Genomic DNA, 23858 nt, shown 5'->3' on the forward strand with positions numbered 1-23858 from the left:
ATCAGGCGAACAGCAGCCGGTCGTCGTCAGCGACGCCTTGCAGAAAGCTGACGGCGCCGCCCGTTGCAATGCGCGGATCGAGCGTTGTCGCCGCGATATCGCGCATCGCCAGTCCGCTCTGGCAGGCGATCAGCCTCACCCCCAGCGCAAGCGCCTCCTCGCAAAGCTGATCGAGCGACGGCAGGCCCGCGGCCTGATGCGCGGCGTCGCGCGGCGCAATCCCGCCAGGGGACAGCAGCGCGACGGCATCCGCCTGAAAGAACATCGCCGCCGTGCCGCCCAGCGCAGCCTGCGCCGCTGCGATCGCCAATGCCGCCCGCAACCGCTCGGGATCGTCGGTCAGAACGATGATGTTCAGGCCACGCATGGCACCGGTGCGCAGGCCGGGCAGGCGGGGTCCTTGGGTACGGTGAGGGTGCGGAACCGCAGCGAAAGCAGGTCGGCAATCAGCAATTTACCCGCGCTGTCGTCGCCGAACGGCACGATGGCGCGGATCGCCTCCAGCGCGGCGAGGCTACCCATCACCCCGGTCAGCGCGCCGATCACACCCTGGTCGGCGCAGCTTGCCTCCGCACGGGCGGGATCGTCGCCGACCAGACAGCGATAACAGGGCTTGTCCGCTTCCCACCCGCGATAGACGGCAATCTGTCCCTCGAACGGACCGACGGCCGCCGAAACCAGCGGAATGCGCAATGCCCGTGCGGCATCTGCGACGGCAAGTCGGGTGGCGAAGCTGTCGCTGCCGTCGACAATAACGTCGGCATCGCGCAGCATCAGGGCAGCATTGTCGGCATCCAGCCGCCGCACAATGGGAATGATGCGGACATCGGGCGTCAGCCGCGCCACCGCCCGCGCCGCCGCCTCCGCCTTGGGCGCGCCGATGTCGGCGGTGCCGAACAGCACTTGCCGCTGAAGGTTGGACAGCGCCACCGCATCGTCGTCGATCACCCGCAAGGTGCCGACGCCCGCCGCCGCGAGATACTGAATTGCCGGGCTGCCGATGCCGCCCGCACCGATCAGGGCGACATGCGCGGACAGCAAGCGCGCCTGCCCCGCACCGCCGATTTCCTTGAGGACGATATGCCGCGCATAGCGGTCAAGCTGTTCGTCGGTCAGCATCGCGGTACGCTCACCGGCTCAGGCCTCCGGTCGATCCGAAGCCCCCTGTACCCCGCGCTGTCTCGTCCAGTTCCTCGACTTCGCTGAAACACGCCTGTTGCACGGGTGCGGCGACGATCTGCGCGATCCGGTCACCGCGCCGGATGGGAAAGGGGGTGTCGCCATGGTTGATCATGATAATTTTCAGCTCGCCGCGATAATCGCTGTCGATCGTGCCCGGCGTGTTCGGCACCGTCACGCCATGTTTCAGGGCAAGGCCGGAACGCGGACGGACCTGCACTTCATAGCCCGTCGGGATCGCCATCGCAAAACCCGTGGCGACGGCATGGCGCGCGCCGGGGGCAAGGTCCAGCTCTTCGGCTGCCACCACGTCCATGCCCGCCGCACCCGCTGTTGCATAAGCGGGGACCGGCAGGTTCGCGCCATGGGGCAGGCGTTTCAGGCGGATTTCAATAGGCGGCAAGGGCATCGATGACTTTCCCGATCAGGCGACTCGCGACGGCATCCTTGGGCAAACGATCCCATGTCTCGATGCCCTGCGCCGTGACGATATGCACGGCATTCGCGTCGCCGCCCATCACGTCACCCGATACATCGTTGGCGACGATCCAGTCCGCGCCTTTGCGCGCCAGCTTCGCTTGCGCATGGGCTTCCACCTTCTGCGTCTCCGCCGCAAAGCCGATCAGCAGGGCGGGGCGGCGCGGATGGCGGCCAAGCCCGGCCAATATGTCGGGATTTTCAACGAGCGTCAGTTGGGCGGGCGCGTCGCCGGATTTCTTGATCTTCTGCGGCGCAGCGTCGCCGGTCCGCCAATCCGCCACGGCCGCGACCATGAAGGCGACATCAGCAGGCAGTGCGCTTTCGACGGCTGCCTGCATCTCGCGCGCAGTCTCGACATCGATGCGCGTGACGCCGCGCGGCGTCGGCAGGGTGACGGGGCCGCTGACCAGCGTCACCCGTGCGCCCGCATCGGCGGCGGCGCGGGCGATGGCGAAGCCCTGCTTGCCCGACGAGCGATTGGCGATATAGCGCACCGGATCGATCGGCTCGTGCGTGGGCCCGGCGGTGACGAGGACGTGACGGCCCGTCAAGGGACCGGTCCCCGCATCGCTCGCCGATCCCGGCACCGGCAGCTTGGTCGCCTGGCCCAGCATCGCCCGGATTTCGGCTGCCACCACTTCGGGTTCGGGGAGGCGGCCCTTGCCCCATTCGCCGCAGGCCATGCCGCCGCTGTCCGGCTCCATGATCGTGATGCCGTCGGCGCGCAGTTGCGCAAGGTTGCGCTGCGTCGCGGGGTGGTGCCACATCCGCACGTTCATCGCGGGGACCGCCAACACCGGCGTATCGGTGGCGAGCAGCAATGTCGTCGCCAGATCGTCGGCGATGCCCGCCGCCATCTTCGCCAATATGTTCGCGGTCGCGGGGCAGATGACGATCAGGTCGGCCTCCCGGCTGAGCTGGATATGCCCGATTTCGCTTTCTTCCTTCAGGTCGAACATATTGCCATAGACCTGATCGCCCGTCAGCACGCCCAGCGAGAGCGGCGTCACGAACGACCGGGCACTTTCCGTCATCACCGCGCGCACGGATATGTCCTCGCGCCGCAGCAGCCGGACAAGCTCCAGCGCCTTGTAAGCCGCAATGCCGCCGGAAACGATGAGGAGGATGCGTTTGGGGGTCATGCGCAAATCGTTTCGTGCAGGGCGGCCCTGACGAAGGCCCGATCGTTCTCATCGGCCAGCCGCCCGCTGTGGCCGACCACTCTTGTAGTGGCAAATGTGGAAAATCGCATCCGTACTTTGGAGGGATGTGAGAGTCCTGCCTCAGGCAAATCGGTAATCGGGCAATCCCCCGGCCATTGTGAATGTTTCGCAGATGTAATCATGGCAACCAGAATGTTGCCGGTGCTGTAGATGAAATCCCTATCGCAGATTATCAGGGCCGGGCGACGTTTGGTTATGTTGCGATCACTGAACGGAAAATCGACGATACAGATATCAAAACGGTCAAAGATCACGAAAGGCCTCGTCGTCCTCCGGACTGGCCCATTCTGTCATCTGCGACATGGTAAAGCGGAACCAGGCTTCTTCTTCTGGATCGGGCTTTTCGACTTTGGTCAGCACCGCCTGACCGTCCTCGATGGCGAAAACCACATGGTCGCCAGCCTTCAGCCCCAGCGCCACCCGCACATCGCGTGGGATGGTGACCTGATGCTTGACCGTGAGTTTGCCCGCTTTCATGGGCGTATTACGTAATACGTATTACTTTTCCGGTCAAGAAATCAGCCGTTCCGCCAGCGCCATCGCCAGTGCGCCACCCAGCGCCGCGAACAGGGCCACGGCGGCATATTTCCATCCCGAACCCATGCCGATCAGCCGGATTTCGGTCAGCGGGGGCGGGGGCGGGGCGGCGCCCTTGGCAGGATAATGTTCCTCGATCCGGCGGACGAGGTCGGGCAATCGCTGGAGCGTGCGCCAGTTTTCGATCAGCGTGTCGGCGGCCTTCGCTTCCGGGCCAAGCTCGGTGCGCAGCCATTCCTTCACATAGGGACCGCTCGTCTCCCACATGTTGATGTCGGGATCGAGCGCGGTCGCGACGCCTTCGACCATCACCATCGTCTTTTGCAGCAGCAGCAGGTGCGGCTGCGTCTGCATGTCGAAATCGCGGGTGATGGCGAACAGCCCGTCGAGCATGCCGCCGACCGAGAGTTCGCTGACCGGCTTGCCGCGCATCGGCTCGCCCACCGCGCGCAGGGCGGTCGCAAACTCGGCGACATTGTGGTGCGCAGGCACATATTGTGCCTCGAAATGAATCTCCGCGACGCGCCGGTAATTGCCGGTGATGAGGCCGTAGAGGATTTCCGCCAGCCACATCCGCGCGCGCCGGTCGATCCGCCCCATGATGCCGAAATCGATGGCGACGATATCGCCGTTCGCGCGCACGAAGAGGTTCCCCTGGTGCATGTCGGCGTGGAAGAACCCCTCTGCGATCGCCTGCCGCAGGAACGCGTTGACCAGGCGCGCGGCCAGCGCCTTCGTATCATGCCCGGCCGCCACGATGGCGTCGCGATCGGCGATCTTGATGCCGTCGATCCATTCCATCGTCATCACGCGGCCCGATGTCCGGTCCCAGTCGATCGTCGGCACGGTATAGCCTGGTTCGGCCTGCATCGCTTCGGCCAGTTCGGAGGAGGACGCTGCCTCGCGGCGCAGGTCCAGCTCGCGCGCGGTCCAGCGTTTGAGGTTGGCGATGACGAGGCGCGGACGCAGGCGCGCGACTTCGCCGCCCAGCTGTTCCAGATGCGCGGCCGCCCATTCATAAGTCTGGATATCACGGTTGAACTGCTCAATCACGCCGGGACGCAACACCTTGACGGCGACATCGCGGCCTTCGATCGTCCTGGCGCGATGCACTTGCGCGATCGAGGCGGCACCTACGGGCTTTTCATCGAAGGTCGCATACAGCGCCTCCAGCGGCCGCCCGAAACTCTGTTCGATCTGCTTGCGGATGCTTTCGAACGGCACCGGGGGCAGCGCGTCCTGCAGGCGCAGCAGATCGCGCGCGGCTTCCTCGCCGACCAGATCGGGGCGCGTCGCCAGCGTCTGGCCCAGCTTGATCGCAGCAGGGCCGATCGATTCGAACGCGGCGGCATAGCGCGGCTGCGCGGGCACACGCGCGCCGAACCGGGCAATACGCGCCAGACGCCGCACGGGCGCAGGGGTAAGCGGATCACGCTCTATCCCGCGCAGCGCGCCATGGCGCGCCAGCGTCCGCCCCCATTTCAGAAGCCGCCAGAGATGCGTGGCGTGGGAGGTCATGCCAGTCTTCTCCCCTCCCCTTCAGGGGAGGGGCCGGGGGTGGGGGATGTCCCTTCGGCAGGCGCCTGATCGACAGCCCCCACCCCAACCCCTCCCCTGAAGGGGAGGGGCTTTTCTGCGGAGAACATCCTCACGCTTTCCAGCCGCTGTGGATGGCGACCAGCCCGCCCAGGATCGGCTCCACTTTCGTCTGGGTAAAGCCCGCCGCGCGGATCATGCCTTCGAACGTCGGCATGTCGGGAAAGCGGCGGATCGATTCGACCAGATAGCGATAGCTGTCCGCATCATTGGCCAGGAGCTTGCCGATCTTCGGCACCAGATGATGCGAATAGGCGTCGTAGATGTCCGCGAACCCCGGCCAGAGGGTCGTCGAAAACTCAAGGCAATAGAAGCGCCCGCCGAACCGCAGGACGCGGTGCGCCTCCGCCAGCGCGCGGTCGATGTGCGTCACGTTGCGGATGCCGAAGGCGATCGTATAGGCGTCGAACTGCCGGTCGGGGAAATCCAGGGTTTCGGCATTCTGTTCGGACCAGACGAGGCCGGTCAGCGCCTTCTTTTCGGCGCGGGCCATGCCGACCGCCAGCATCTCGGGGTTGATGTCCGCTACGGTCACCTGCGCGCCGCGATCATGCAGGCGAAAGGCGATGTCGCCCGTGCCGCCTGCCATGTCGAGGATCGCCTCGCCCATCTGCGGCTTCACCCGCCGCACGAACTGGTCTTTCCACAGCCTGTGCGCGCCTGCCGACATCGCGTCGTTCATCAGGTCATATTTGCCTGCAACGCTGGAAAACACGCCTTTGACCATGCCGGTTTTTTGGTCGGCATCGACGTCGCGATACCCGAAGGAGACTGTTTCGTTCATGCGCCTCGCTCTAGCCAGAGTTTTGCGCGGGGGCCAGCGGAAGCTGGACACGCGACGGACCGCGCCTACATTGGGGTTGCATGCCCGAATTACCAGAAGTCGAAACGACCGTCGCGGGTCTGGCCCAGGTGCTCGATGGCCAGCGCCTCATGACGGTCGAGCCGCGCCGCGCCGATCTGCGCTGGCCGATCCCGGTTGATCTGCGGCAGCGTCTTGTCGGCGCGACTGTCACGGCGCTGTGGCGGCGCGCCAAATACGGGCTGATCGGCACTGATAGGGGCGATACGCTGATCTTCCACCTGGGCATGTCGGGCCGCTGGCGCGTCGATCCCGAATCGCTTCTGGTGCACGATCATCTGCTGCTCGAAACCCTGTCGGGCCGCCGGCTCGCGCTGAACGATCCGCGCCGCTTCGGGTCGCTCGACCTTGTCCGCACCGACGCCTGGCAGGCGTTTGCGCCGTTCACGCGGATGGGGCCGGAACCGCTGGGGCCGGATTTCACGGCCGCCTATCTGCAAAGTGCGCTGGCCGGACGGACCAGCCCGATCAAGGCGGCACTGCTCGACCAGCGAATCGTTGCGGGACTTGGCAACATCTATGTGTGCGAGGCGCTCAACATCGCCCGCATCGCGCCGGGCACGCTGAGCGGGCGGATCGGCGGCGCGCGGCTTGCGCGACTGGTGGCGGCGATTCGGGCGGTGCTCGCCGCCGCCATCGCAGCAGGCGGATCGACGCTGCGCGACTATGCGCGGCCCGATGGCGAGCTCGGCTATTTCTCGAAACAATGGCGGGTCTACGGGCGGGCGGGGGAAGCCTGCCCATGCGGCGGCATCGTCACGCGGCGCGTCGATGGCGGGCGATCGACATTCCATTGCCGCAGTTGCCAGCGGTAGGCCTTGCGGCGGCAATTGCGCGGCACATGGTTGACGCACTGGCGCTATCACGGTAAGGCGCGCTCCTTCACGGGCTGTCGGACCGATTCCGCATGGCCCTTTTCTTTTGAATAACCGGTTCGAGGACAGGCATGGCAAATACGCCACAGGCAAAGAAGCGCATTCGCCGTAACGCGGCACGGGCAGTGATCAACGGCAACCGCGTCGGCCGCATCCGTACGCTGGTCAAGAAGGTCGAAGCGGCCGTTGCGGCAGGCGACAAGGATGCCGCGGCAACGGCTCTTCAGACCGTTCAGCCCGAACTGGCGCGCGGCGTCGCGCGCGGCGTGCTGCACAAGAATACGGCCGCCCGCAAGTTCAGCCGTCTGACGAAGAGCGTTTCGGCCCTGAGCTGATCCTTACCCATCGGTGAGGCCCTTGGGCCAGCAGCAGCCCGCCAGGTTATCCCGGCGGGCTTTTTGCTGTGCAGGTGCCATGAGCGGCAGCGATCGTTTTGCGGTGCGTTGCAGCATTATGCAGCCACAACCGGTTGCGTCGTCGCGAAAGGGCCAATGTCATGGGACTGTCATTTTGCTGTAACCTAGGACTTCTGCCGATTCGAGCGTTACGGGCGCAGTAACCATTAGAATTACTATTAAAAAACAGAGAGTTATTATTTAATCCAGCATTTGCGCGGGCTTTGGTGAGTCAACGTCTTTATTTCATTTTTTTGACCCGGCTCGGTCTTGATCGACTCGTCGCGCGCTGTCTAAGTCTTGTGTCTCGGTTACGATCCGACTCGGCGTCGTAACCCTTGCAGTGTTTGTCGAATGACGAAACCGGCCAATCGGGGGCGATTGGTCGCACGGGTTTCCTGTGCACTGCGGCGGCGGGGCAATGCGTGGCGGGATGCCGCGCGAGAGTGAAGGCGTGGTACGGGCTTGATGAAGACCAAGATGGAACGACTGGCAGACATCGCCATAGCCTGCGAACAGGGGCAGGATGGGATGGACCGCAACGGGGCGGGATCGACGCATCTGGAACCCGTCTGGTCACAGCTTCGTGCCGGTTTGCGTAGCGACATCGGCCCGCGCATGTTCGACCAGTGGATAAAGCCCGCGCGCCTCGGTGCCTATTGCGCCATGACCGAAACGCTCGATATCCTGGTCGCGTCCGAGTTTTCGGCCAATTTCGTCGCGGCGCAGTTTGGCGATCGCCTGCGCCTTGCCTGGCGCAGTGCCCAGGCCGGCGTGCGCGACATCCGGATCGTCCGTGCGCCCGAATCGGCGGCCTTGCGCGTTCTCTCGACGGCGGCCGATCATGGCGTCGCCCCGCCGGCGAAAGCGCGGACCGCAGGCGGCTTTCAGCCCCGGCATGATTTTGCCGGTTTCGTCACCGGCGACAGCAACCGGCTGGCCTGTTCCGCGGCGATGGCGATGGCCGCGCCCGAAAAGCCCCGGTTCAGCCCGCTGTTCCTCCACGGTGGCACCGGTCAGGGCAAGACGCATCTGCTGCATGCGATTGCCGCCGCCTATCTTGCGCATACGCCGGACGCCGCCGTCATCTACATGTCCGCGGAACGCTTCATGATGGAGTTCGTGAACGCCATGCGCGCGAACGAGACGATGGCGTTCAAGGCGCGGCTGCGCGCCGCGCGGCTGCTGCTGATCGACGATATTCAGTTCATTGCGGGCAAAGGCGCGACGCAGGAGGAGTTTCTGCATACGCTCAACGAGCTGGTGGAAAGCGGCGCCCGCATCGCGATCAGTGCCGATCGCCCGCCGCAGCAGCTCGACGCGATTGACCCGCGCATCCTTTCGCGTCTTGCGGGCGGCCTTGTGGCGGACATTCAGCCGGCCAGCATCGATCTGCGTCTCGCCATTCTGGAGGCGCGGCGCGCGGTAGCGGGCGATCCGCCGGTGCCCGACGCGGTGATCGATTTCCTCGCCCGCGCCATTCGCAGCAACATTCGCGAGCTGGAAGGCGCCTTCAACAAGCTGTTGGCCTATGGCCAGCTGACCGGACGCACCGTGGACCTGGAGTTCGCGCAGGCAATGCTCGCCGATACGGTGCGCGCCAATGCGCGCCGCATCACCGTCGATGACATCCAGAAGGCCTGCGCCGCGCATTACCGGATCGACCCGTCCGACATGCGGTCCAAGCGTCGCGCCCGCGCGATTGCCCGACCCCGGCAGGTGGCCATGTATCTGGCGAAGAAGATGACGCCGCGTTCCCTGCCCGAAATAGGTCGCATCTTCGGCGGTCGGGACCATTCGACTGTGATCCATGCCGTGCGCACGATCGAGGCATTGCGCGAATCGAACCCGGATATCGACGCCGATGTCCGCGCGCTGGTGCGCCAACTCGAAAGCTAGAGCGCGACCGCGCTGCCGGTGGGATCGCGCGTCGGGCCGGATGCCGCCGATGCGGCCGGACCCTCGTCGTCAGCCACGACCCGCCCTGCCAGCAGGCGATCGCGCAGGCTTTCCCAATCGTCCAGCCCCCAGGCGGCGGGGTCTTCCTCGCTCACTATGCTATCGCCGGATTCGCCTCCGCTCAGGCTGATGTCGTGTGGCTTGGTATCGCGGCGGTCGGCGATGGTATGGAATGCGCGGACACGCGGCCGAGCCCGGCGGCCCGTAACCGGCAGGGTCACCGCAAGCTGGCCGGACTGCAGCCGCACCAGCATGCCGGGCGGAAACAGCCTGATGCTGCGCAGGAAGTGGAACAGCAGGTCGGGATCGAAATGGCCGACGGCCGCCCGCATCGTCACGATTGTGTCGATCGGGCTGTAGGCCGCCTTGTAGCACCGCTGCGATGTCATGGCGTCGTAGACATCGCAGATCGCGCCCATCCGCGCATGCAGGCTCAGGCGATCGCCCGTCAGGCCCAGCGGATAGCCGGTACCGTCCATCTTCTCATGATGGTTGAGGCACACGTCGAGCGCAGCGTTCGGGATCGCGACCCCCTTCATCAACATGGCATGGCCGCGGGTGGTATGGTCGCGCATCTGGCTGAACTCTTCGGCGGTCAGCGATCCCGGCTTGTTCAGGATCGCTTCGGGCACGGCCATCTTGCCGACATCGTGCAGCAGCCCGGCGATGCCCGCCTCCCGCACCGCCTTGTCGTCCAGCCCCAGTTCGCGCGCCAGATTGACCATCAGCGCGCAGACAGCCACCGAATGCAGATAGGTATACTCGTCCTTGGTCTTCAGGCGAGTGATGCCCAGGAACATCGCGGCGTCGCGCGTCAAAGCACTGGAGATGTCGTCCACCACCCGCAGCACATCGGCGGAGCGGATCGCATGACCCAGTCTTGCCCCGTCGAGCACGGACTTCATGACCTGCTTTGCCATCTGCACGGTCTGCCGCGCGGCGGCGCGATCGTGCGTTTCCTTGTCGGGGCGGATCGGCCACCAGGTCATGCTGGCCCGTCGCGCCTCACGGACGCGATCCGCGGCGCTTTCGCCGGGAGGGGAGGAGGGGCCGGCCCGCGGCTGCACGGGGACAGGCGGCAGGTTCGCGAGTGGCTTGCCCTTCGCCTCGTCGATCCACAGGGCAGTAATCCCGCTTTCACGTATTTTGGCAAGGTCGGCGGGCTTGGCGATCAGGAAACGCGCGCGCCAGAACGGGTGCGACAGCCAGTCGCCTTCGAACCTGTGGACATACATGCCCAATTGCAGTTGCTGCGGGACAATGCGCCTGAGCATGCGAACGCCGGATTCCTGCCGTTGATGACAGGCAACCGTGGCAGACCAGCCGTTAAATCTTCGATAATCGTCGCGTTACCGGGTTGCGACGGAATGTTTCCCGCCACGATAAAGCCCGACGATCACCTTGCGGGACCGCCGGGCCGTCATCAGGTGTGCTTGGGAGCCATCACCTGTATGCCATAACGTCTCACTTCGGTTCCGGTGCCACCGTGATCTTCACATTTTCGCCGTTACGGCCGGGAAAGTCGGTGAACATGGCTTCCACCAGATTGGGCACCAGATAGGTCAGCTTGTTGCTCAGCGACTGCGCCGTGGCAGTGCCTTCGAACAGCCGTCGACCGCTGCCCACTTCCTCGATCTTCATTTCCAGCTTGCTGGTGTAGACCGTGTAGCTGCTGATGTCGTTGAAACCGGGGCCGAACAGGAACGGGTCGTAAAAGCCGTAGCCGAACCGGCGCGGGCCGTAGAAGCCGGCATAGCCGCCGCGACCCCAGCCGCCCCAGCCACCCCAGCCGCCGCCCCAGCCACCCCAACCACCGCCCCAGCCGCCGGTGCTGCGGATCTTCTCACGGCCTGGATCGATGTCGTACCGCATGCGCACGACCAGATTGGCCGATGCCGGGTCAGCGGCGGGCACATAGCCAAGTTGCGCCATCCGGCCGCTGACAAGGCTGGCATATTGTGCGAACTCCAGCCCGCCTGCCAGACGCGGATCATCCGCGACCACGGCAAAGCTCTGCCCCTGCGGTGCGGGAAGCTGCTGAAACCGGGCGACTTCCGCATTGAACTTGGTCGCGCAGCCCGACAGCGCCACCAGCGCCAATGCCGGCGCGACGATAAGGCCGATCTTACGATATTTCGACATGCTGTTCATCCTGCATCTGGCCTAAAACGGCGGCTGCCGCTCAAGATAGGGATATCATGGCAAAGCGCAACTGAACGGCGATTGAACGCCGGTCATAAACGCCTCATCGTGGCACGGATGCAGCTGTCCTTGTCGATCAGCGCATCAGGCCAAGCGCCGCATAGGCCCCGCGCAACGTGGGTTCCGCCGCCGCCGCCGCCTTTGCCGCGCCCTTCAGCAGGATCGCGTCGAGCGCGACATCATCATTCTTCAAAGCCTCAAACCGCTGGCGGATCGGCCGCAGCGTCTCGACCAGCACCTCGGCAAGGGCGGGCTTGAACGCGCCAAAGCCTTGTCCCGCGAATCGCGCGCACACCGCGTCGGCATTGTCCCCCGTCATCGCGGCGAAGATGCCGACCAGATTGCTGGCTTCGGGTCGCCCCGCCAGATCGGCGAAATTGTCCGGCAGCGGTTCGGGATCGGTCTTTGCCTTGCGGATCTTGCTGGCGATCATGTCGTCATCGTCGGTCAGGTTGATGCGGCTCATGTCCGACGGGTCGGATTTGGACATCTTCGCCGCGCCGTCGCGCAGCGACATGATGCGCGCGGTTTCCTTCGGGATGATCGGATCGGGCAAAGTGAACAGATCGACGCCCATGTCGGTGTTGAACTTGATCGCGATGTCGCGGGTCAGCTCCAGATGCTGCTTCTGATCCTCGCCCACCGGCACATGCGTTGCCTGATACAGCAGCACGTCGGCGGCTTGCAGCACCGGATAGACGAACAGGCCGACCGAAGCGCCTTCGCGGTTCTTGCCTGCCTTGTCCTTGAACTGCGTCATGCGGTTGAGCCAGCCGATCCGCGCCGTGCCGTTCAGCAGCCAGCACAGCTCGGCATGGGCGGGCACCCGCGCCTGGTTGAACAGCACGCTGCGGTCCGGGTCGATCCCCGCGGCGATCAGCGCGGCCGCCATTTCCCGCACATTCTTCAGCCGCTGGGCGCGTTCCTCATGCACGGTGATGGAATGCATGTCCGCCAGGAAGAAGAAACACTGGCTGTCCGCATCCATGTCGTCCTGCATTTTCACCCAGTTGCGAATCGCACCGAGATAATTGCCAAGGTGCAGGTTGCCGGTGGGCTGAATGCCGGAAAGAACGCGCATGATAGTGTCTCAATTCGTCTTGGCTGATCGCGTGACGAGCGACCGGAGTTCGGAAAGTGCGTAGGTCCGAAGGGCCAGCGCCGCCACGCCATAGACCAGCGCGCCGATGCCGCACAACAGGCCAAGGGCGATTGCCCGCGCGATCGCGCCTTGGGCCATATGTGGGTCGAGCAGCGGGTTGAGGAACCACAGGGCAACGCCCATCACCGCGCTGGCGCCGACGATGCGGATCGCCTTCGCCTTGAACCGCGCGTCCATCCGCAACTGGTCGCGCCGGTGCAGCAGCCAGTAGAGGACCAGCACGTTGACCCAGGCGGCGATGGCCGTGGAGACGGCCACGCCGACATGGCCCAGCGGCCAGATGAGAATGAGATTGCCGACGAGGTTGAACAGCATCGAGAAGAGGGCAACGCGCACCGGCGTCTTCATGTCCTGCCGCGCATAGAAGCCGGGCGTCAGCACCTTGATGAGGACATAGGCGGGCACGCCGAGCGCAAAGGCGGACAGGGCACCGGCCGTGCCCAGCGTGTCTGCGGCCGTGAACGCGCCATGTTGCAGCAGACCACGGATCAGCGGCACGGCGGAGACACATAGCGCGACGGCGGCGGGCAGCGCCAGAAACAGCGCCAGTTCCAGCGCGCGGTTCTGGGTATGCGATGCGGCCGCTTCGTTGCCCGAGGCGATCTGGCGCGAGAGCGCGGGCAATATCGCGGTGCCGACCCCGATGCCGATCAGGCCGAGGGGCAACTGGTTGAGGCGATCGGCGTAATACAGAAAGCTGACCGCGCCCTGCGGCAGGAAGCGCGCGGCCAGCGATGTCGATACCAGCAGGTTGAACTGGATCGCGCCTGCACCCAGCGCCGCCGGGCCGATCAATATGAGCAGGCGCTTGACCTGCGGCGACAGGCGCGGCCGACGCAGCCGCAGGACCACGCCTGCGCGACGGCACGACCATATCAGCCACAGCAGCTGGAGCGCGCCCGAAACGGTGACGGCGATCGCCTGCGTATAGGCCGTCTCGACCGGGGTTTCGCCGCGAAAGAGCAGCACCGCGGCGATCATACACAGGTTGAGCAGCACCGGCGCGGCGGCATTCACCCAGAAGCGGTCAAGCGAATTGAGGATGCCGCCGAGCAGCGACACGAGGCTGATCAGCGCCAGATAGGGGAAGGTGATGCGCGTCAGATTGACCGCAAGATCGAACTTTTCCGCGCCGCCATCGGGAAATCCCCCGGTCATTGCCCAGACGACCGGGGCGGCGGCCAGCATCATCACGATCGTGAAGCCGACGACCACAGGCAGCAGGATAGAGAGAACCGCGCCGGCAAAGTCGACGGCTGCGGCGAGGCCGGGCGGCACGTTTCGGTCGTCGGCTTTGCGATCGGCGTTCTGGGCCATTTCCCGGTTGAACATCGGTACGAAGACCGCTGCGAACGCCCCTTCGGCAAACAGCGCACGGAACAGATTGGGCAGCCGCCATGCGATCAGGAACGCGTCCGAGGCCAGCCCGGCGCCAAGATAGCGCGCGACCAGCATGTCCCGCACCATGCCAAGGATGCGGCTGACCAATGTCAGCCCGCCAATCGTCCCGGTGGCTCTTAGGAGGCCCATGATCTCGCTTAAGCCACTGATCCCGTTCGCCCTGAGCGCAGTCGAAGGGCCAGCCTGAGCGAAGCGAAGGCGCTATGTCCTCGCTCCGCTCGGAGGAAGGCTTCGACAGGCTCAGCCCGAACGGGATGGGGCGTCATCAAATGTCACGCATTGCCGGCCGGGGCTTCGTTGATCTGCGCACGGGCCTGCGCCTGCTGCACATAAAGCGCATTGAAATCGATCGGGTCGAGCAGCAGCGGCGGAAAACCGCCGTCGCGCACGGCATCGGCGAGCACCCGGCGGGCGAAGGGGAAAATGAGGCGCGGCGCTTCGGCCAGCATGAACGGCTGGATCTGATCTTCCGGCACGTTCCGCACACCGAACAGCCCGGCATAGACCAACTCGACAGCAAAGGCGGTGCCGTTTTCCGTCACGGCTTTCACGTCGATCTTCAGCGCCACTTCGTGCACATCCTCGGCCACCTGATCGGCACCGATGTTGAACTGCACATCGATGTTCGGTTGGGCCTGCCACTGGAATACGGCGGGCGCATTGGGGTTTTCGAACGACATGTCCTTCACATATTGGGTGATAAGCCCGATCTGCGGCATGGTGTCGGCGCCGTTGGCCATTGCATCATAGGTGTCGGCCTGATCTGCCATAAATTTCGTCCTCGTCGTCCCTGTTGTGCCATGCGCCGTCGGCCTTCCTGCCGCGGCGAAACCGTGATGGCGGCGCTTAGCAGGGGGCACAACGCAGGGCAATGCCCGCGCGGTCGACGTGCGCCCTGCCCTGCCGTTGCCCAGCGGTGCCCGAAAGCCGCCGATCGCCATTTGAATCTGCGGCAAAAGTGCCTATGTTGACAGGTAATCATGGCCCGACCGTCCGGGCGCTTCGCTTGAAAGGGTGAAAAACCACCGTGTACGCCATTGTCATCCTCGCGCTGGTCGCCGGTTTTCTGGCGCTGCGGCTCTATTCGGTGCTCGGCAAGCGTACCGGCCATGAGCAACAACCCGCGCCCATGCAGGCGGAGGATCGCGCCAAGGTATCGGTGCTACAGCCGCGCTCCGCGCCCGATGGCGGTGCCGAACCGGCGCGTCTCGCCGAAGGGTTGCTGGCGCCGGGTGCCGAAGCCGGTGTCCGCGCGCTGATTGCCGCCGATCGCCGGTTCGACGTGCCGCAGTTCGTGGACGGTGCGAAGTCGGCCTATCGCATGGTGCTCGAAGCCTTCTGGCGCGGTGATCGCGAAGAGCTGGCCTATCTGTGCGACGCCGATGTGCTTGCCAGCTTCGAAGAGGCCATCGCCGCGCGCGAGGCTGCGGGCGAAAGCCTGGAAAACCGGCTGGTGCGGATCGACAAGGCCGTCATCAGTGATGCCGTGCTGAGCGGTCGCGTTGCGCATGTCACCATGCGTTTCGATGCCGATATCGCCGCCATCACACGCGACAAGGACGGCAATGTGATTGCCGGATCGATGACCGATGCGGTGGCGACGCATGACGTGTGGACCTTCAGCCGCGATCTGCGCAGCGCCGATCCCAACTGGAAACTGACCGAAACCGACGAGGACGCATGATCCGCGTACAGGCGGGCGTCGCGCTGCTGCTGGCGGCCACGCTCTCCGCATGCGCGGGCGGCGTCATTCCGCCGGGCAGCACCAACGCCGTGCCTCCCAGTCCGCGCGAAAGCGCCGTGCGGCGTCAACCGGCAACGCCCCGCCCGCCGGTGACCCCGGCACCCGCGCCCGTGGGCGTCACAGCCGGGGACAATGCGCTGGGTGCCGGGCTGGTCGCCGGACCGCCCGTGGCCGATTTGCTCGTGTCGGGGGAGCGATCGCGCCTCGCCTTGCAGGCCTTCCGCATATCGTGCCCCGCGCTGATGCGTCGCACCGATCAGAGCGGCCTGACGCGCGGCGCGGACTGGCAACCGGCATGCAGCGCCGCGGCAAGCTGGCCCGAATCGAGCGCCAGCGCCTTTTTCATCCGCTATTTCGAAACCGCGCAGGTCGGCGACGGAAAGGCCTTTGCAACGGGCTATTTCGAACCGGAGATCGCCGGATCGCGCACGCGGCAGCCGGGCTATGACGTGCCGGTCTACGCCCGCCCATCCGATCTGATCGACGTCGACCTCGGCCAGTTCAGCGATACGCTGAAAGGCAGGACGATTCGCGGCAAAGTCGAAGGCAGACGTTTCGTGCCTTATGAGCCGCGCGAGCGGATCGTCGCCGGGGCGCTGGATGGCCGGGCCAACGTGATTGGCTGGGCGGCCGATCCAATCGAGTTCTTCTTCCTCCAGATACAGGGTAGCGGGCGTCTGCGCCTGCCCGACGGCGGCGTGATGCGCATCGGCTATGACGGGCAGAATGGGCGGGACTATACTGGCATCGGCAAGCTGATGAAGGATCGCGGCCTGATCCAGGCCGGTTCGATGCAGGACATCATGGCCTATCTGCGCGCCCATCCGGTCGAAGGCGCCGCGATCATGAACGAGAACCGCAGCTTCGTGTTCTTCAAGGAACTGACCGGGGCAGGGCCGCTCGGTGCGCTCGGCCTGCCGGTAACGGGCGAAGCGACCGTTGCCGCCGATCCGCGCTATGTGCCGCTGGGCGCGCCGGTGCTGCTGTCGCTTGACCGGGCCGAACCGAATGGCCTCTGGATCGCGCAGGATACCGGCGGCGCGATCAAGGGGGCGAACCGCTTCGATACCTTCTGGGGCGCAGGCGATCGGGCGCGGGCGATTGCGGGCGGCATGGCCGCGCGGGGCAGTGCCTTGCTGCTGCTGCCGACCGGCACCGTCGCGCGCCTCACCGCCGCGGCGCCCTGAGGTCAGGCGATGGCGGGACGGCGCCTGTCGCCCGAGGAGCGCGCATCATGGGCACGGCTGGCGCAATCGGTGCGCGCCTATCGCGCCGCGCCGTCACCGCTTCCGCCCGAACCGCCGCCTGCGCCCGCCCTGCCGCCGCCGAAAAAGTTAACGCCGTCACCGGTTCTGCGCCCGCTGCCGCAACCTGCACGGCGACCCGCGCCGGTGCTCGACGACCGGTGGGAAAAGCAGATCAAGCGCGGTGCGCTGGTGCCGGACATGGCCATCGACCTGCATGGACACACTCTTTCAGCGGCCCATGCCCGGCTCGATCAGGCGCTGGCGACGGCCCGGCTGCGTGACGTGCGCGTGCTGCTTGTCGTCACCGGAAAGCCCCGTCCTGCAAGGGAAATGGGCACCAGCGGACAGCGTGGCGCGATACGCGCGGAGATCCCCCACTGGCTCCAGTGCAGCCCCCATGCCGATGCCATAGCGAGCGTCCGCACGGCCCATCCGCGCCACGGCGGCGAGGGGGCGTTGTACATCATATTGCGTCGCAAAAAATAATCCCGACTGCGCCGGCTTGGTGGGATTTTCTTAACCAGTGCGATTCATAACCGCACCATTCCGCTCTGCAAGCGGACCATCCAGCAGCCGATGCAAGGGAGCCGGTGCAGACTGTCACATTCAGGAGTCGCGCCGTTGCCGTGGCGGTCAGCGCCGCCGCCATCGCCTTCATCGTGGCGCTGGTCGTGGGCACGGCGGCTTGGGGCAGCGCGCGCGACATGGCCTATGCGCTGGTTGTTGCGCTGCTGTGCGGCAGCGTGAGCTGGGCGGCGGCGCAACGATCGATGGCGGGCTTTGCCCGGTCGATAAACCGGGCGACAGCGCGGCTTGTCGCGGCGGCGCATGGCGACCTTCAGACGCCGGTGCAGCCGGGGGTGCGGCAGGACCTGCCCGACCTCGCGATCGCGATGGACAGCCTGTTCAGCCAGGTGCGCGCCAATCTCGACAATATTCATCTGCTCGCCATGTTCGACCCGGTGACCGGACTGCCCAACCGGATGAGCTTCTGCCGCCAGGTCGACCGGCTGCTGGCGGAGCGTCACGCGCCGGAACCGGCGGCACTGTTCTTCCTTGACCTCGACGGGTTCAAGGGCGTCAACGACACGCTGGGCCATGCGGCGGGCGACCAGTTGCTCGCCCGTGTCGCAGGCCGCCTGCGCGAAGTGGTGATTACGCAGGTGCAGGCCGGTTCAGGCGATGCAGTGGTCGGGAGACTGGCGGGCGACGAGTTTACCCTGTTCTTTCCCGATATTCCCGATCGTGCCGCGGCGGAACGGATCGCCCGCGCCATCCAGTTCGCGCTGGGCGAGCCGTTCGATCTGGGCGGACAACAGATCGTGCTGGGGGCATCGATCGGCATCGCCTATCACCCCGACCATGGCGTTACCCTGTCCGATCTGCTGCGCGCCGCCGATATCGCCATGTATCATGCCAAGAACAGCGGGCGCGGACGGGCCGAGACCTTCAATGCCGATCTGGCGCGCAAGGCGGCGGGGAAGGAAGCGTTGGAGCGCGACCTGAGGGCGGGTCTGGAACGCGGCGAGTTCCTGCTCCAGTTCCAGCCGCAGATCGATGTCGTTGCCAACCGCGCCATTGTCGCAGAGGCCCTGGTGCGCTGGGCGCATCCCGAACGGGACATGCTGTTCCCCGCCACGTTCGTGCATGTCGCAGAGGCCAGCGGCGTAATCGTCGAGCTGGGCGACTGGATCATGGACCAGGTGTGCGAGACGGCGGCGCGCTGGGCGCGCGACGGCCTGGCTCAGCGCGTCGCGATCAACATTTCCATGCGGGAGCTTTCACAGGCGGATTTTTTCCTGCGGCTGCGGCATGCGATGACGCGCCACGGCACCCCGCCCGGTGCCATAGAGCTGGAAATCACCGAATCAATGGCGATGGATATGGACGCGCGGCTGCGGGACCAGCTTCAGGCGCTGCGCGACAGCGGCGTCCGCATCGCCATCGACGATTTCGGCACCGGCTATTCCAATCTGGCGCGGCTGCGCGACTTGCCGATCGACCGGGTGAAGATCGACAGCAGTCTGGTCCGCAACATCGAAACATCGGCGGAGGCGCGGATCATCTGCTCGGCGGTTGTCGCGCTCATCCAGGGTCTGGGCCTCGATGTCGTGATCGAAGGCGTGGAGACAGCGGGCCAAGTCGATATATTGCGGGTGATCGGCTGCACGGTGTTCCAGGGCTATCATCTTGCGCATCCCGCGCACGAACCCGACTATATTGCCCGCTTCGGTCCGGCCGCCTCTTCGGTGCTGGAAGCGTGAAGCACACGGTCCAGAATGTCGGCGTAGATGGTCGTCAGCACGGCGAGATCGGCGAGCGCCACCGCCTCGTCGAGCTTGTGCATTGTTGCATTGCACAGCCCGAACTCGACCACCGGACATAAGCGCGACAGAAAGCGCGCGTCGGACGTGCCCCCGGTTGTGGACAATTCCGGCCGGATGCCGGTCGCCGCGTCGATCGCATCGCTGATCAGGGTCGAAAAAGCACCCGGCGGCGTCAGAAACGGCTCGCCGCTGATCTTGGCGTCCAGCGTTGCGCCGTCCTCGCGTTCCACGATGGCACGGATGCGCGCGACCAGGCTCGTGCCGCTGTGCCGGTCGTTGAAACGGATGGAGAGGCGCGCCGATGCCTGCGCCGGAATGACATTGGTGGCCGGATTGCCTACGGTGATGTCGGTGATTTCAATATTGCTCGGCTGGAACCAGTCGGTGCCTGCGTCGAGGGTGATGGCCTCGATCGCGGCGAGGATGCGGATCAGCCGGGGGATCGGATTGTCGGCGAGATGCGGATAGGCGACATGGCCCTGGCTGCCCGCAACGGTGATCCACATGTTGACGGACCCGCGCCGGCCGATCTTCACCATGTCGCCCAGCCGGTTGACGGACGTGGGTTCGCCGACGAGACACAGGTCCGGCACGACGCCGCGCTCGGCCATGCGCGCCATTAATGCCACCGTACCGTGGACGGCGGGGCCTTCCTCGTCACCGGTGATGAGGAGGCTGATCGTGCCCGGCAAGGCGGATTGCCGCGCCACGGCGGCGACGAAACAGGCGATCGATCCCTTCATGTCGACCGCCCCGCGCCCGTGGAGAAGGTCGCCGCGCACATGCGGTACGAACGGATCGCTGGCCCAGCCGCTGCCGGGCGGCACCACGTCCAGATGCCCGGCAAAGGCGAAATGCGGCCCAGGGCCATTGGCGCGCACCGCCAGCAGATTTTCGACCGGCCCGTCAGGCGCATCCCCCTCGACGAACCGTTCGACGGCAAAGCCCAGCGGTGCCAGCATCGCCTCCAGCGTGTCAAACACTGCGCCGGTCGCCGGCGTGATCGAGGGGCAGGCCATCAGCCGCCGGGCAAGGTCCAGGGGATCATAAGTGGCACTGGTTTCGCTCATGCCCGTGCGTTAGCGAAGGAAGCGGACCTTGACCAGCCAGCCCTTGATGAGCCAGCCCGTGATGAAATGGAGTGCCGCAATGCCGAAGATCGATCTTGCCGCCATCGAACAAACCAATCGCACCGGCTATCCGCCCGAATATGCGCAGGCCGTCGCCGGGCGCTTCTATCGCAGGCTGGCACCCGCGGCGGGCCTGACCGATTTCGGGGTGAGCCATGTCGTGCTGAAGCCCGGCGCATGGTCCTCCCAGCGGCACTGGCACGCGGCGGAGGACGAACTGGTCGTCATGCTGGCGGGCGAGGCGGTGCTGGTGGACGACACGGGCCGCACGGTGATGCGGCCCGGCGACATCGCCGCTTTTCCCAAGAATGACGGGAACGGCCATCACCTCATCAACGAGAGTGACGCGGATTGCCTGTTCGTCGCCATCGGTCGCCCGGCGGCAGGCGCCTGCCATTACCCCGATATCGACATGCATATTTTTGATGATGGACAGGGGTTCAGGCGAAAGGACGGGTCAGGATTTTGAGCCGGTGACATTATTGTCTTGCATCGGACGGTATAATCTGTAATTTCTGTTTTTACAGAAAGAATCGATATGAACCTGATGAACCTTCCCGATGCCAAAGCTTTCATTCTCCATTGGGGGGAAATGGGCACGCAATGGGGCGTCAATCGGTCCGTGTCGCAGATCCACGCGTTGCTCTACCTCAGCGAAGGGCCGCTTTCGGCGGATGATATCGTGGACCAGCTTGGCCTTGCCCGGTCGAACGTCTCGACGGGTCTCAAGGAACTGCAAGGCTACAACATCGTCCGCCGGGTACATATCGAAGGCGACCGGCGCGATCATTTCACTGCTGAAACCGACTTATGGGACATGCTCCTGCGGATTGCCGAGGAACGCAAGCGGCGGGAGATCGACCCGACGATCGCGCTGTTGCAGGAACTGGCGGAACGCATCGCGAAGGATAGCGCCGCGCCGCGCCATGTGCGGGAGCGGATTACCCGGATGCATGAGTTCATGAGCACATTGGGCAACTGGTACGATCAGGTGCGCAAGCTGCCGAAGCCCACATTGGTGACGCTGATGAAACTGGGCGGCAAGATCGCCCGGTTCGTCTCGCCCCGAGGCGCTATTCCGAAAGACTGAGAGGGGAACGATGATGCCGCACCCGCCATAACTGTGCCCCATAATTTCTCTTTTTACAGAAATTACGGAATGAAAAGGACAAGACCATGGTTGAAACTGCCTATGCGCTTTATCTCGCGATCACGATCGGCATCACCGTCTGGGTGGCACGTACCTTGTCGAAAAATGGGGAGGTGTTCCTCATCCAGTGCTTTGGTCATGACAGCCAGCTTGCCCGGTCGACCAACCATCTTCTGGTCGTCGGCTTCTACCTCGTGAATATCGGCTTCATCACCCTTACCCTCAGCCTGGGCGCAGAACCGCACAGCATTCCCGATGCGATCCGCTTCCTCAGCGGCAAAGTGGGCCTTGCGGTCATCGTGCTGGGGGCGATGCACTTCTTCAACATGGGCGCGATCGCGCATTTCGGGCGCAAGGTGAACGGGTGGCTGACCGATCAGCAGAACGCCGCCACCGCCGCTGTATGACAGGGCCGACCGGCGCGGTCGTGCAGATGATCCGCGCCGGACCCTGCTGGAGTGAATGCCATGCCTTATTCCGGTTCCATCATGCCGGGCATCTGCGTCGCCGCCGTCGCTGCGGGGCCGGTGTTCGTGACCGTGACCACGCTTGCGTCTCTCTATCTGCGGTTGCCTGCGGCCATCGTCGTCACGGCCGAGGCAGTCGGCGTCTTTTGCCTGGCGCTGATCCCCGCGACATTGCTGGGGGCGATCGTCGCCTTGCCGGTCAATGCGATCGGCGCACTCTTGATGACCTATCTCGGCAAACATCTGCCCGTGGTGCGCTCGTCCGCGGCGTGGGCCATCGCTGGCGGTGTCAAGGGCGGCATCGTCGCGGCCCTGCTGGACCTTGGCGACAGCGAGCCGTCGCTGGCATTCGGCCTTGTCGTGACATCGGCGCTGTGCGGATGGTTGTGCAGCCGCTGGTTGCGGTGGACACCGCAAGGCATGACCGACCTCATCCCTCTCCCGCCATCGGCACCAGCTTGCCGGGGTTCATAATGCCCTTGGGATCGAACGCCGCCTTGATCGCGCGCAAGGACATGAGATGCGCAGGGCTGGCGAGGCGGGCGAGTTCGCCGCGCTTCATCTGCCCGATGCCATGTTCGGCGGAAATCGACCCGCCCGACGCCACCACCGCATCATGCACAAAGGCGTTGATGGCCTGACCCTGCGCGGCGATCCAGGCCGGGCCGTCGTCGGTCCCTTTCGGCGCGCGGACATGGAAATGGACGTTGCCGTCGCCCAGATGACCGAAGGAGGATGCAGTCGTGCCCGGAAATGCGCGCTGCGCCGCCGCCGCCGCTTCCGTCATGAACGCGGGCATGCGCGCGACCGGTACGCTGATGTCATATTGCAGCGCGGGGCCCTGCGCGCGTTCCGCTTCCGACAGCGATTCGCGGATGCGCCAGAAGGCTTCGGCCTGCGCATCATTGGCAGCGATCGCAGCATCGAGCGCCAGCCCGTCCGCCAGCCCTTCGGCCAGCGCCGCCTCCAGCCGTTCCGCCGCGGACGGGGAGCCGATATCGGGCAGATCGACTTCGATCAGCACATGCCATGGCGTGCGCGTTTCGATGGGACAGCGTGTTCCCGGAATGTGCGAGAGGACATGGCCCAGCCCGTCGTCGGCGATCACTTCGAACCCCTCGACGATATCGCCCAGCCGCGCTTCGAGCAGCCGCAGCAGGGATAGCGCCTGTTCGGGGGTTTCCACGCCGACCCAGCCGACCGCGCGATCCGCGATTGCCGGGACCAGGCGCAGCGAGGCGGCAGTCACGATGCCGATCGTGCCCTCCGCGCCGATCAGCAGTTGCTTGATGTCATAGCCGCGATTGTCCTTCTTCAATGCGGCCAGCCCGTCGTAGATGCGCCCGTCGGGCAGCACCGCCTCGATCCCTTCGACGAGCGCGCGCATCGTGCCGTGGCGCAGCACCTGCGTACCCCCGGCATTGGTCGAGATAAGACCGCCGATCGTGGCGGAACCCTTCGCACCCAGGCTCAGGGGAAAGCGGCGGCCGATCGCGGCGGCAGCGTCATGCAGGACGGAGAGGATGACGCCAGCCTCGCACACCGCCAGATTGTCGTCCGCCGAAATGCTCCGAATGCTGTTCATCCGGCGGAGCGAGAGGATCAGCGCACTGCCGTCGTCCGGGGGTGTCGCGCCGCCCACCATCGACGTGTTGCCGCCTTGCGGCACCAGCGCAATGCCGCGTTCCGCCGCCAGCGCCATACAGGCGGCAACCTCCGCAGTCGATGCGGGGGACAGCATCGCTGCCGCCGCGCCATGATAGCGCCCGCGCCAGTCGGTCAGCCATGGGGCGATGGCCTCGGCATCGTCCGTAAAGCCTTTCGGGCCGAGCAGGGCCGCGAAATGGGCGAGAGTGTCGGTCGGAATCATGACGGCCTTATGGCCTGCAATTCATCAGTTGTTCAACCGTGCTTGCTTAGGG

At 65.3% G+C, this 23858-nt stretch carries 26 protein-coding genes; 11 read left to right on the plus strand and 15 right to left on the minus strand.

Annotated features, from left to right (window positions below; translation table 11 throughout):
* Position 1 precedes the first annotated feature (1 nt).
* The 8 genes from ENE74_RS05810 to ENE74_RS05850 form a co-directional block, all read right to left on the minus strand.
* On the minus strand, positions 2-367 hold the full coding sequence (locus ENE74_RS05810; protein ID WP_127689797.1) for a DsrE family protein: 366 nt from the start codon (positions 365-367) through the stop codon (positions 2-4).
* Complete coding sequence (locus ENE74_RS05815; protein ID WP_127689799.1) at positions 355-1119, minus strand: HesA/MoeB/ThiF family protein; 765 nt, start codon at positions 1117-1119, stop codon at positions 355-357. The genes ENE74_RS05810 and ENE74_RS05815 overlap by 13 nt, the downstream gene beginning before the upstream one ends.
* A gap of 10 nt (positions 1120-1129) precedes the next feature.
* The gene (gene dut, locus ENE74_RS05820; protein WP_127689801.1) at positions 1130-1588 is read right to left on the minus strand and encodes a dUTP diphosphatase; all 459 of its coding nucleotides are present in this window, start codon (positions 1586-1588) and stop codon (positions 1130-1132) included.
* A complete protein-coding gene (coaBC, locus tag ENE74_RS05825; RefSeq protein ID WP_127689803.1) occupies positions 1569-2801 on the minus strand; it encodes a bifunctional phosphopantothenoylcysteine decarboxylase/phosphopantothenate--cysteine ligase CoaBC in 1233 nt (410 codons plus the stop codon). The genes dut and coaBC overlap by 20 nt, the downstream gene beginning before the upstream one ends.
* On the minus strand, positions 2798-3136 hold the full coding sequence (locus ENE74_RS05830; RefSeq protein ID WP_127689805.1) for a type II toxin-antitoxin system PemK/MazF family toxin: 339 nt from the start codon (positions 3134-3136) through the stop codon (positions 2798-2800). The genes coaBC and ENE74_RS05830 overlap by 4 nt, the downstream gene beginning before the upstream one ends.
* A complete protein-coding gene (locus ENE74_RS05835; RefSeq protein ID WP_127689807.1) occupies positions 3126-3359 on the minus strand; it encodes an AbrB/MazE/SpoVT family DNA-binding domain-containing protein in 234 nt (77 codons plus the stop codon). The genes ENE74_RS05830 and ENE74_RS05835 overlap by 11 nt, the downstream gene beginning before the upstream one ends.
* A gap of 33 nt (positions 3360-3392) precedes the next feature.
* The gene (ubiB, locus tag ENE74_RS05840; RefSeq protein WP_127689809.1) at positions 3393-4937 is read right to left on the minus strand and encodes a 2-polyprenylphenol 6-hydroxylase; all 1545 of its coding nucleotides are present in this window, start codon (positions 4935-4937) and stop codon (positions 3393-3395) included.
* Between the two features lie 130 nt (positions 4938-5067).
* A complete protein-coding gene (locus ENE74_RS05850; RefSeq protein ID WP_127689811.1) occupies positions 5068-5799 on the minus strand; it encodes a class I SAM-dependent methyltransferase in 732 nt (243 codons plus the stop codon).
* A gap of 80 nt (positions 5800-5879) precedes the next feature.
* On the opposite strand from ENE74_RS05850, the gene mutM reads away from it, so the two are divergent.
* From mutM to dnaA, 3 genes are all read left to right on the plus strand, one after another.
* Positions 5880-6692: a bifunctional DNA-formamidopyrimidine glycosylase/DNA-(apurinic or apyrimidinic site) lyase gene (gene mutM / locus ENE74_RS05855; protein WP_127689813.1), complete on the plus strand. Its 813-nt coding sequence runs from the start codon at positions 5880-5882 to the stop codon at positions 6690-6692.
* Positions 6693-6823: 131 nt separating this feature from the next.
* Positions 6824-7087 carry a 30S ribosomal protein S20 gene (gene rpsT / locus ENE74_RS05860; protein ID WP_127689815.1) on the plus strand — a complete coding sequence of 88 codons (264 nt, stop codon included), beginning with the start codon at positions 6824-6826 and terminating at the stop codon, positions 7085-7087.
* 591 nt (positions 7088-7678) lie between these two features.
* Entirely contained in the window at positions 7679-9046 is a 1368-nt protein-coding gene (dnaA, locus tag ENE74_RS05865) for a chromosomal replication initiator protein DnaA (protein WP_127690555.1), read from the plus strand.
* On the opposite strand, the gene ENE74_RS05870 is transcribed toward dnaA, so the two are convergent.
* From ENE74_RS05870 to secB, 5 genes are all read right to left on the minus strand, one after another.
* Positions 9043-10380, minus strand: a complete 1338-nt coding sequence (locus tag ENE74_RS05870; protein ID WP_127689817.1) for a cyclic di-GMP phosphodiesterase — start codon at positions 10378-10380, stop codon at positions 9043-9045. The genes dnaA and ENE74_RS05870 overlap by 4 nt on opposite strands.
* A 190-nt stretch (positions 10381-10570) precedes the next feature.
* Positions 10571-11248, minus strand: coding sequence for a DUF4136 domain-containing protein (locus ENE74_RS05875; protein ID WP_127689819.1), 678 nt, complete (start codon positions 11246-11248; stop codon positions 10571-10573).
* 136 nt (positions 11249-11384) lie between these two features.
* Positions 11385-12389 (minus strand): tryptophan--tRNA ligase, encoded by a 1005-nt coding sequence (trpS, locus tag ENE74_RS05880; protein ID WP_127689821.1) that lies wholly within the window; start codon positions 12387-12389, stop codon positions 11385-11387.
* A 9-nt stretch (positions 12390-12398) separates the two neighbouring features.
* Positions 12399-14000 (minus strand): murein biosynthesis integral membrane protein MurJ, encoded by a 1602-nt coding sequence (murJ, locus tag ENE74_RS05885; protein WP_127689823.1) that lies wholly within the window; start codon positions 13998-14000, stop codon positions 12399-12401.
* A gap of 143 nt (positions 14001-14143) precedes the next feature.
* Positions 14144-14641, minus strand: coding sequence for a protein-export chaperone SecB (gene secB / locus ENE74_RS05890; protein ID WP_127689825.1), 498 nt, complete (start codon positions 14639-14641; stop codon positions 14144-14146).
* 257 nt (positions 14642-14898) lie between these two features.
* On the opposite strand from secB, the gene ENE74_RS05895 reads away from it, so the two are divergent.
* The 4 genes from ENE74_RS05895 (at position 14899) to ENE74_RS05910 (ending at position 19126) form a co-directional block, all read left to right on the plus strand.
* Positions 14899-15555, plus strand: a complete 657-nt coding sequence (locus tag ENE74_RS05895; protein WP_127689827.1) for a Tim44/TimA family putative adaptor protein — start codon at positions 14899-14901, stop codon at positions 15553-15555.
* Positions 15552-16802, plus strand: coding sequence for a murein transglycosylase A (gene mltA, locus ENE74_RS05900; RefSeq protein ID WP_127689829.1), 1251 nt, complete (start codon positions 15552-15554; stop codon positions 16800-16802). The genes ENE74_RS05895 and mltA overlap by 4 nt, the downstream gene beginning before the upstream one ends.
* A gap of 9 nt (positions 16803-16811) precedes the next feature.
* Complete coding sequence (locus tag ENE74_RS05905) at positions 16812-17348, plus strand: Smr/MutS family protein (RefSeq protein ID WP_127689831.1); 537 nt, start codon at positions 16812-16814, stop codon at positions 17346-17348.
* Positions 17349-17452: 104 nt separating this feature from the next.
* A complete protein-coding gene (locus ENE74_RS05910) occupies positions 17453-19126 on the plus strand; it encodes a putative bifunctional diguanylate cyclase/phosphodiesterase (RefSeq protein ID WP_127689833.1) in 1674 nt (557 codons plus the stop codon).
* Here the strand turns inward: ENE74_RS05910 and dapE are convergent.
* Positions 19078-20259 (minus strand): succinyl-diaminopimelate desuccinylase, encoded by a 1182-nt coding sequence (gene dapE / locus ENE74_RS05915; RefSeq protein WP_127689835.1) that lies wholly within the window; start codon positions 20257-20259, stop codon positions 19078-19080. The genes ENE74_RS05910 and dapE overlap by 49 nt on opposite strands.
* A gap of 79 nt (positions 20260-20338) precedes the next feature.
* Between dapE and ENE74_RS05920 the strand changes: the two genes are divergently transcribed.
* From ENE74_RS05920 to ENE74_RS05935, 4 genes are all read left to right on the plus strand, one after another.
* Positions 20339-20788 carry a cupin domain-containing protein gene (locus ENE74_RS05920; protein WP_127690556.1) on the plus strand — a complete coding sequence of 150 codons (450 nt, stop codon included), beginning with the start codon at positions 20339-20341 and terminating at the stop codon, positions 20786-20788.
* Positions 20789-20857: 69 nt separating this feature from the next.
* A complete protein-coding gene (locus tag ENE74_RS05925) occupies positions 20858-21409 on the plus strand; it encodes a GbsR/MarR family transcriptional regulator (protein ID WP_127689837.1) in 552 nt (183 codons plus the stop codon).
* An 86-nt stretch (positions 21410-21495) separates the two neighbouring features.
* Positions 21496-21876, plus strand: a complete 381-nt coding sequence (locus tag ENE74_RS05930; protein WP_127689839.1) for a hypothetical protein — start codon at positions 21496-21498, stop codon at positions 21874-21876.
* A gap of 60 nt (positions 21877-21936) precedes the next feature.
* Positions 21937-22410 (plus strand): hypothetical protein, encoded by a 474-nt coding sequence (locus ENE74_RS05935; RefSeq protein ID WP_127689841.1) that lies wholly within the window; start codon positions 21937-21939, stop codon positions 22408-22410.
* Here ENE74_RS05935 and ENE74_RS05940 read toward each other — a convergent pair.
* Positions 22367-23806, minus strand: coding sequence for an FAD-binding oxidoreductase (locus ENE74_RS05940; protein WP_127689843.1), 1440 nt, complete (start codon positions 23804-23806; stop codon positions 22367-22369). The genes ENE74_RS05935 and ENE74_RS05940 overlap by 44 nt on opposite strands.
* Between the last annotated feature and the right edge of the window lie 52 nt (positions 23807-23858).

The sequence above is a fragment of the Sphingobium algorifonticola genome, from assembly GCF_004005485.1.
Lineage (GTDB): Bacteria > Pseudomonadota > Alphaproteobacteria > Sphingomonadales > Sphingomonadaceae > Sphingobium > Sphingobium algorifonticola.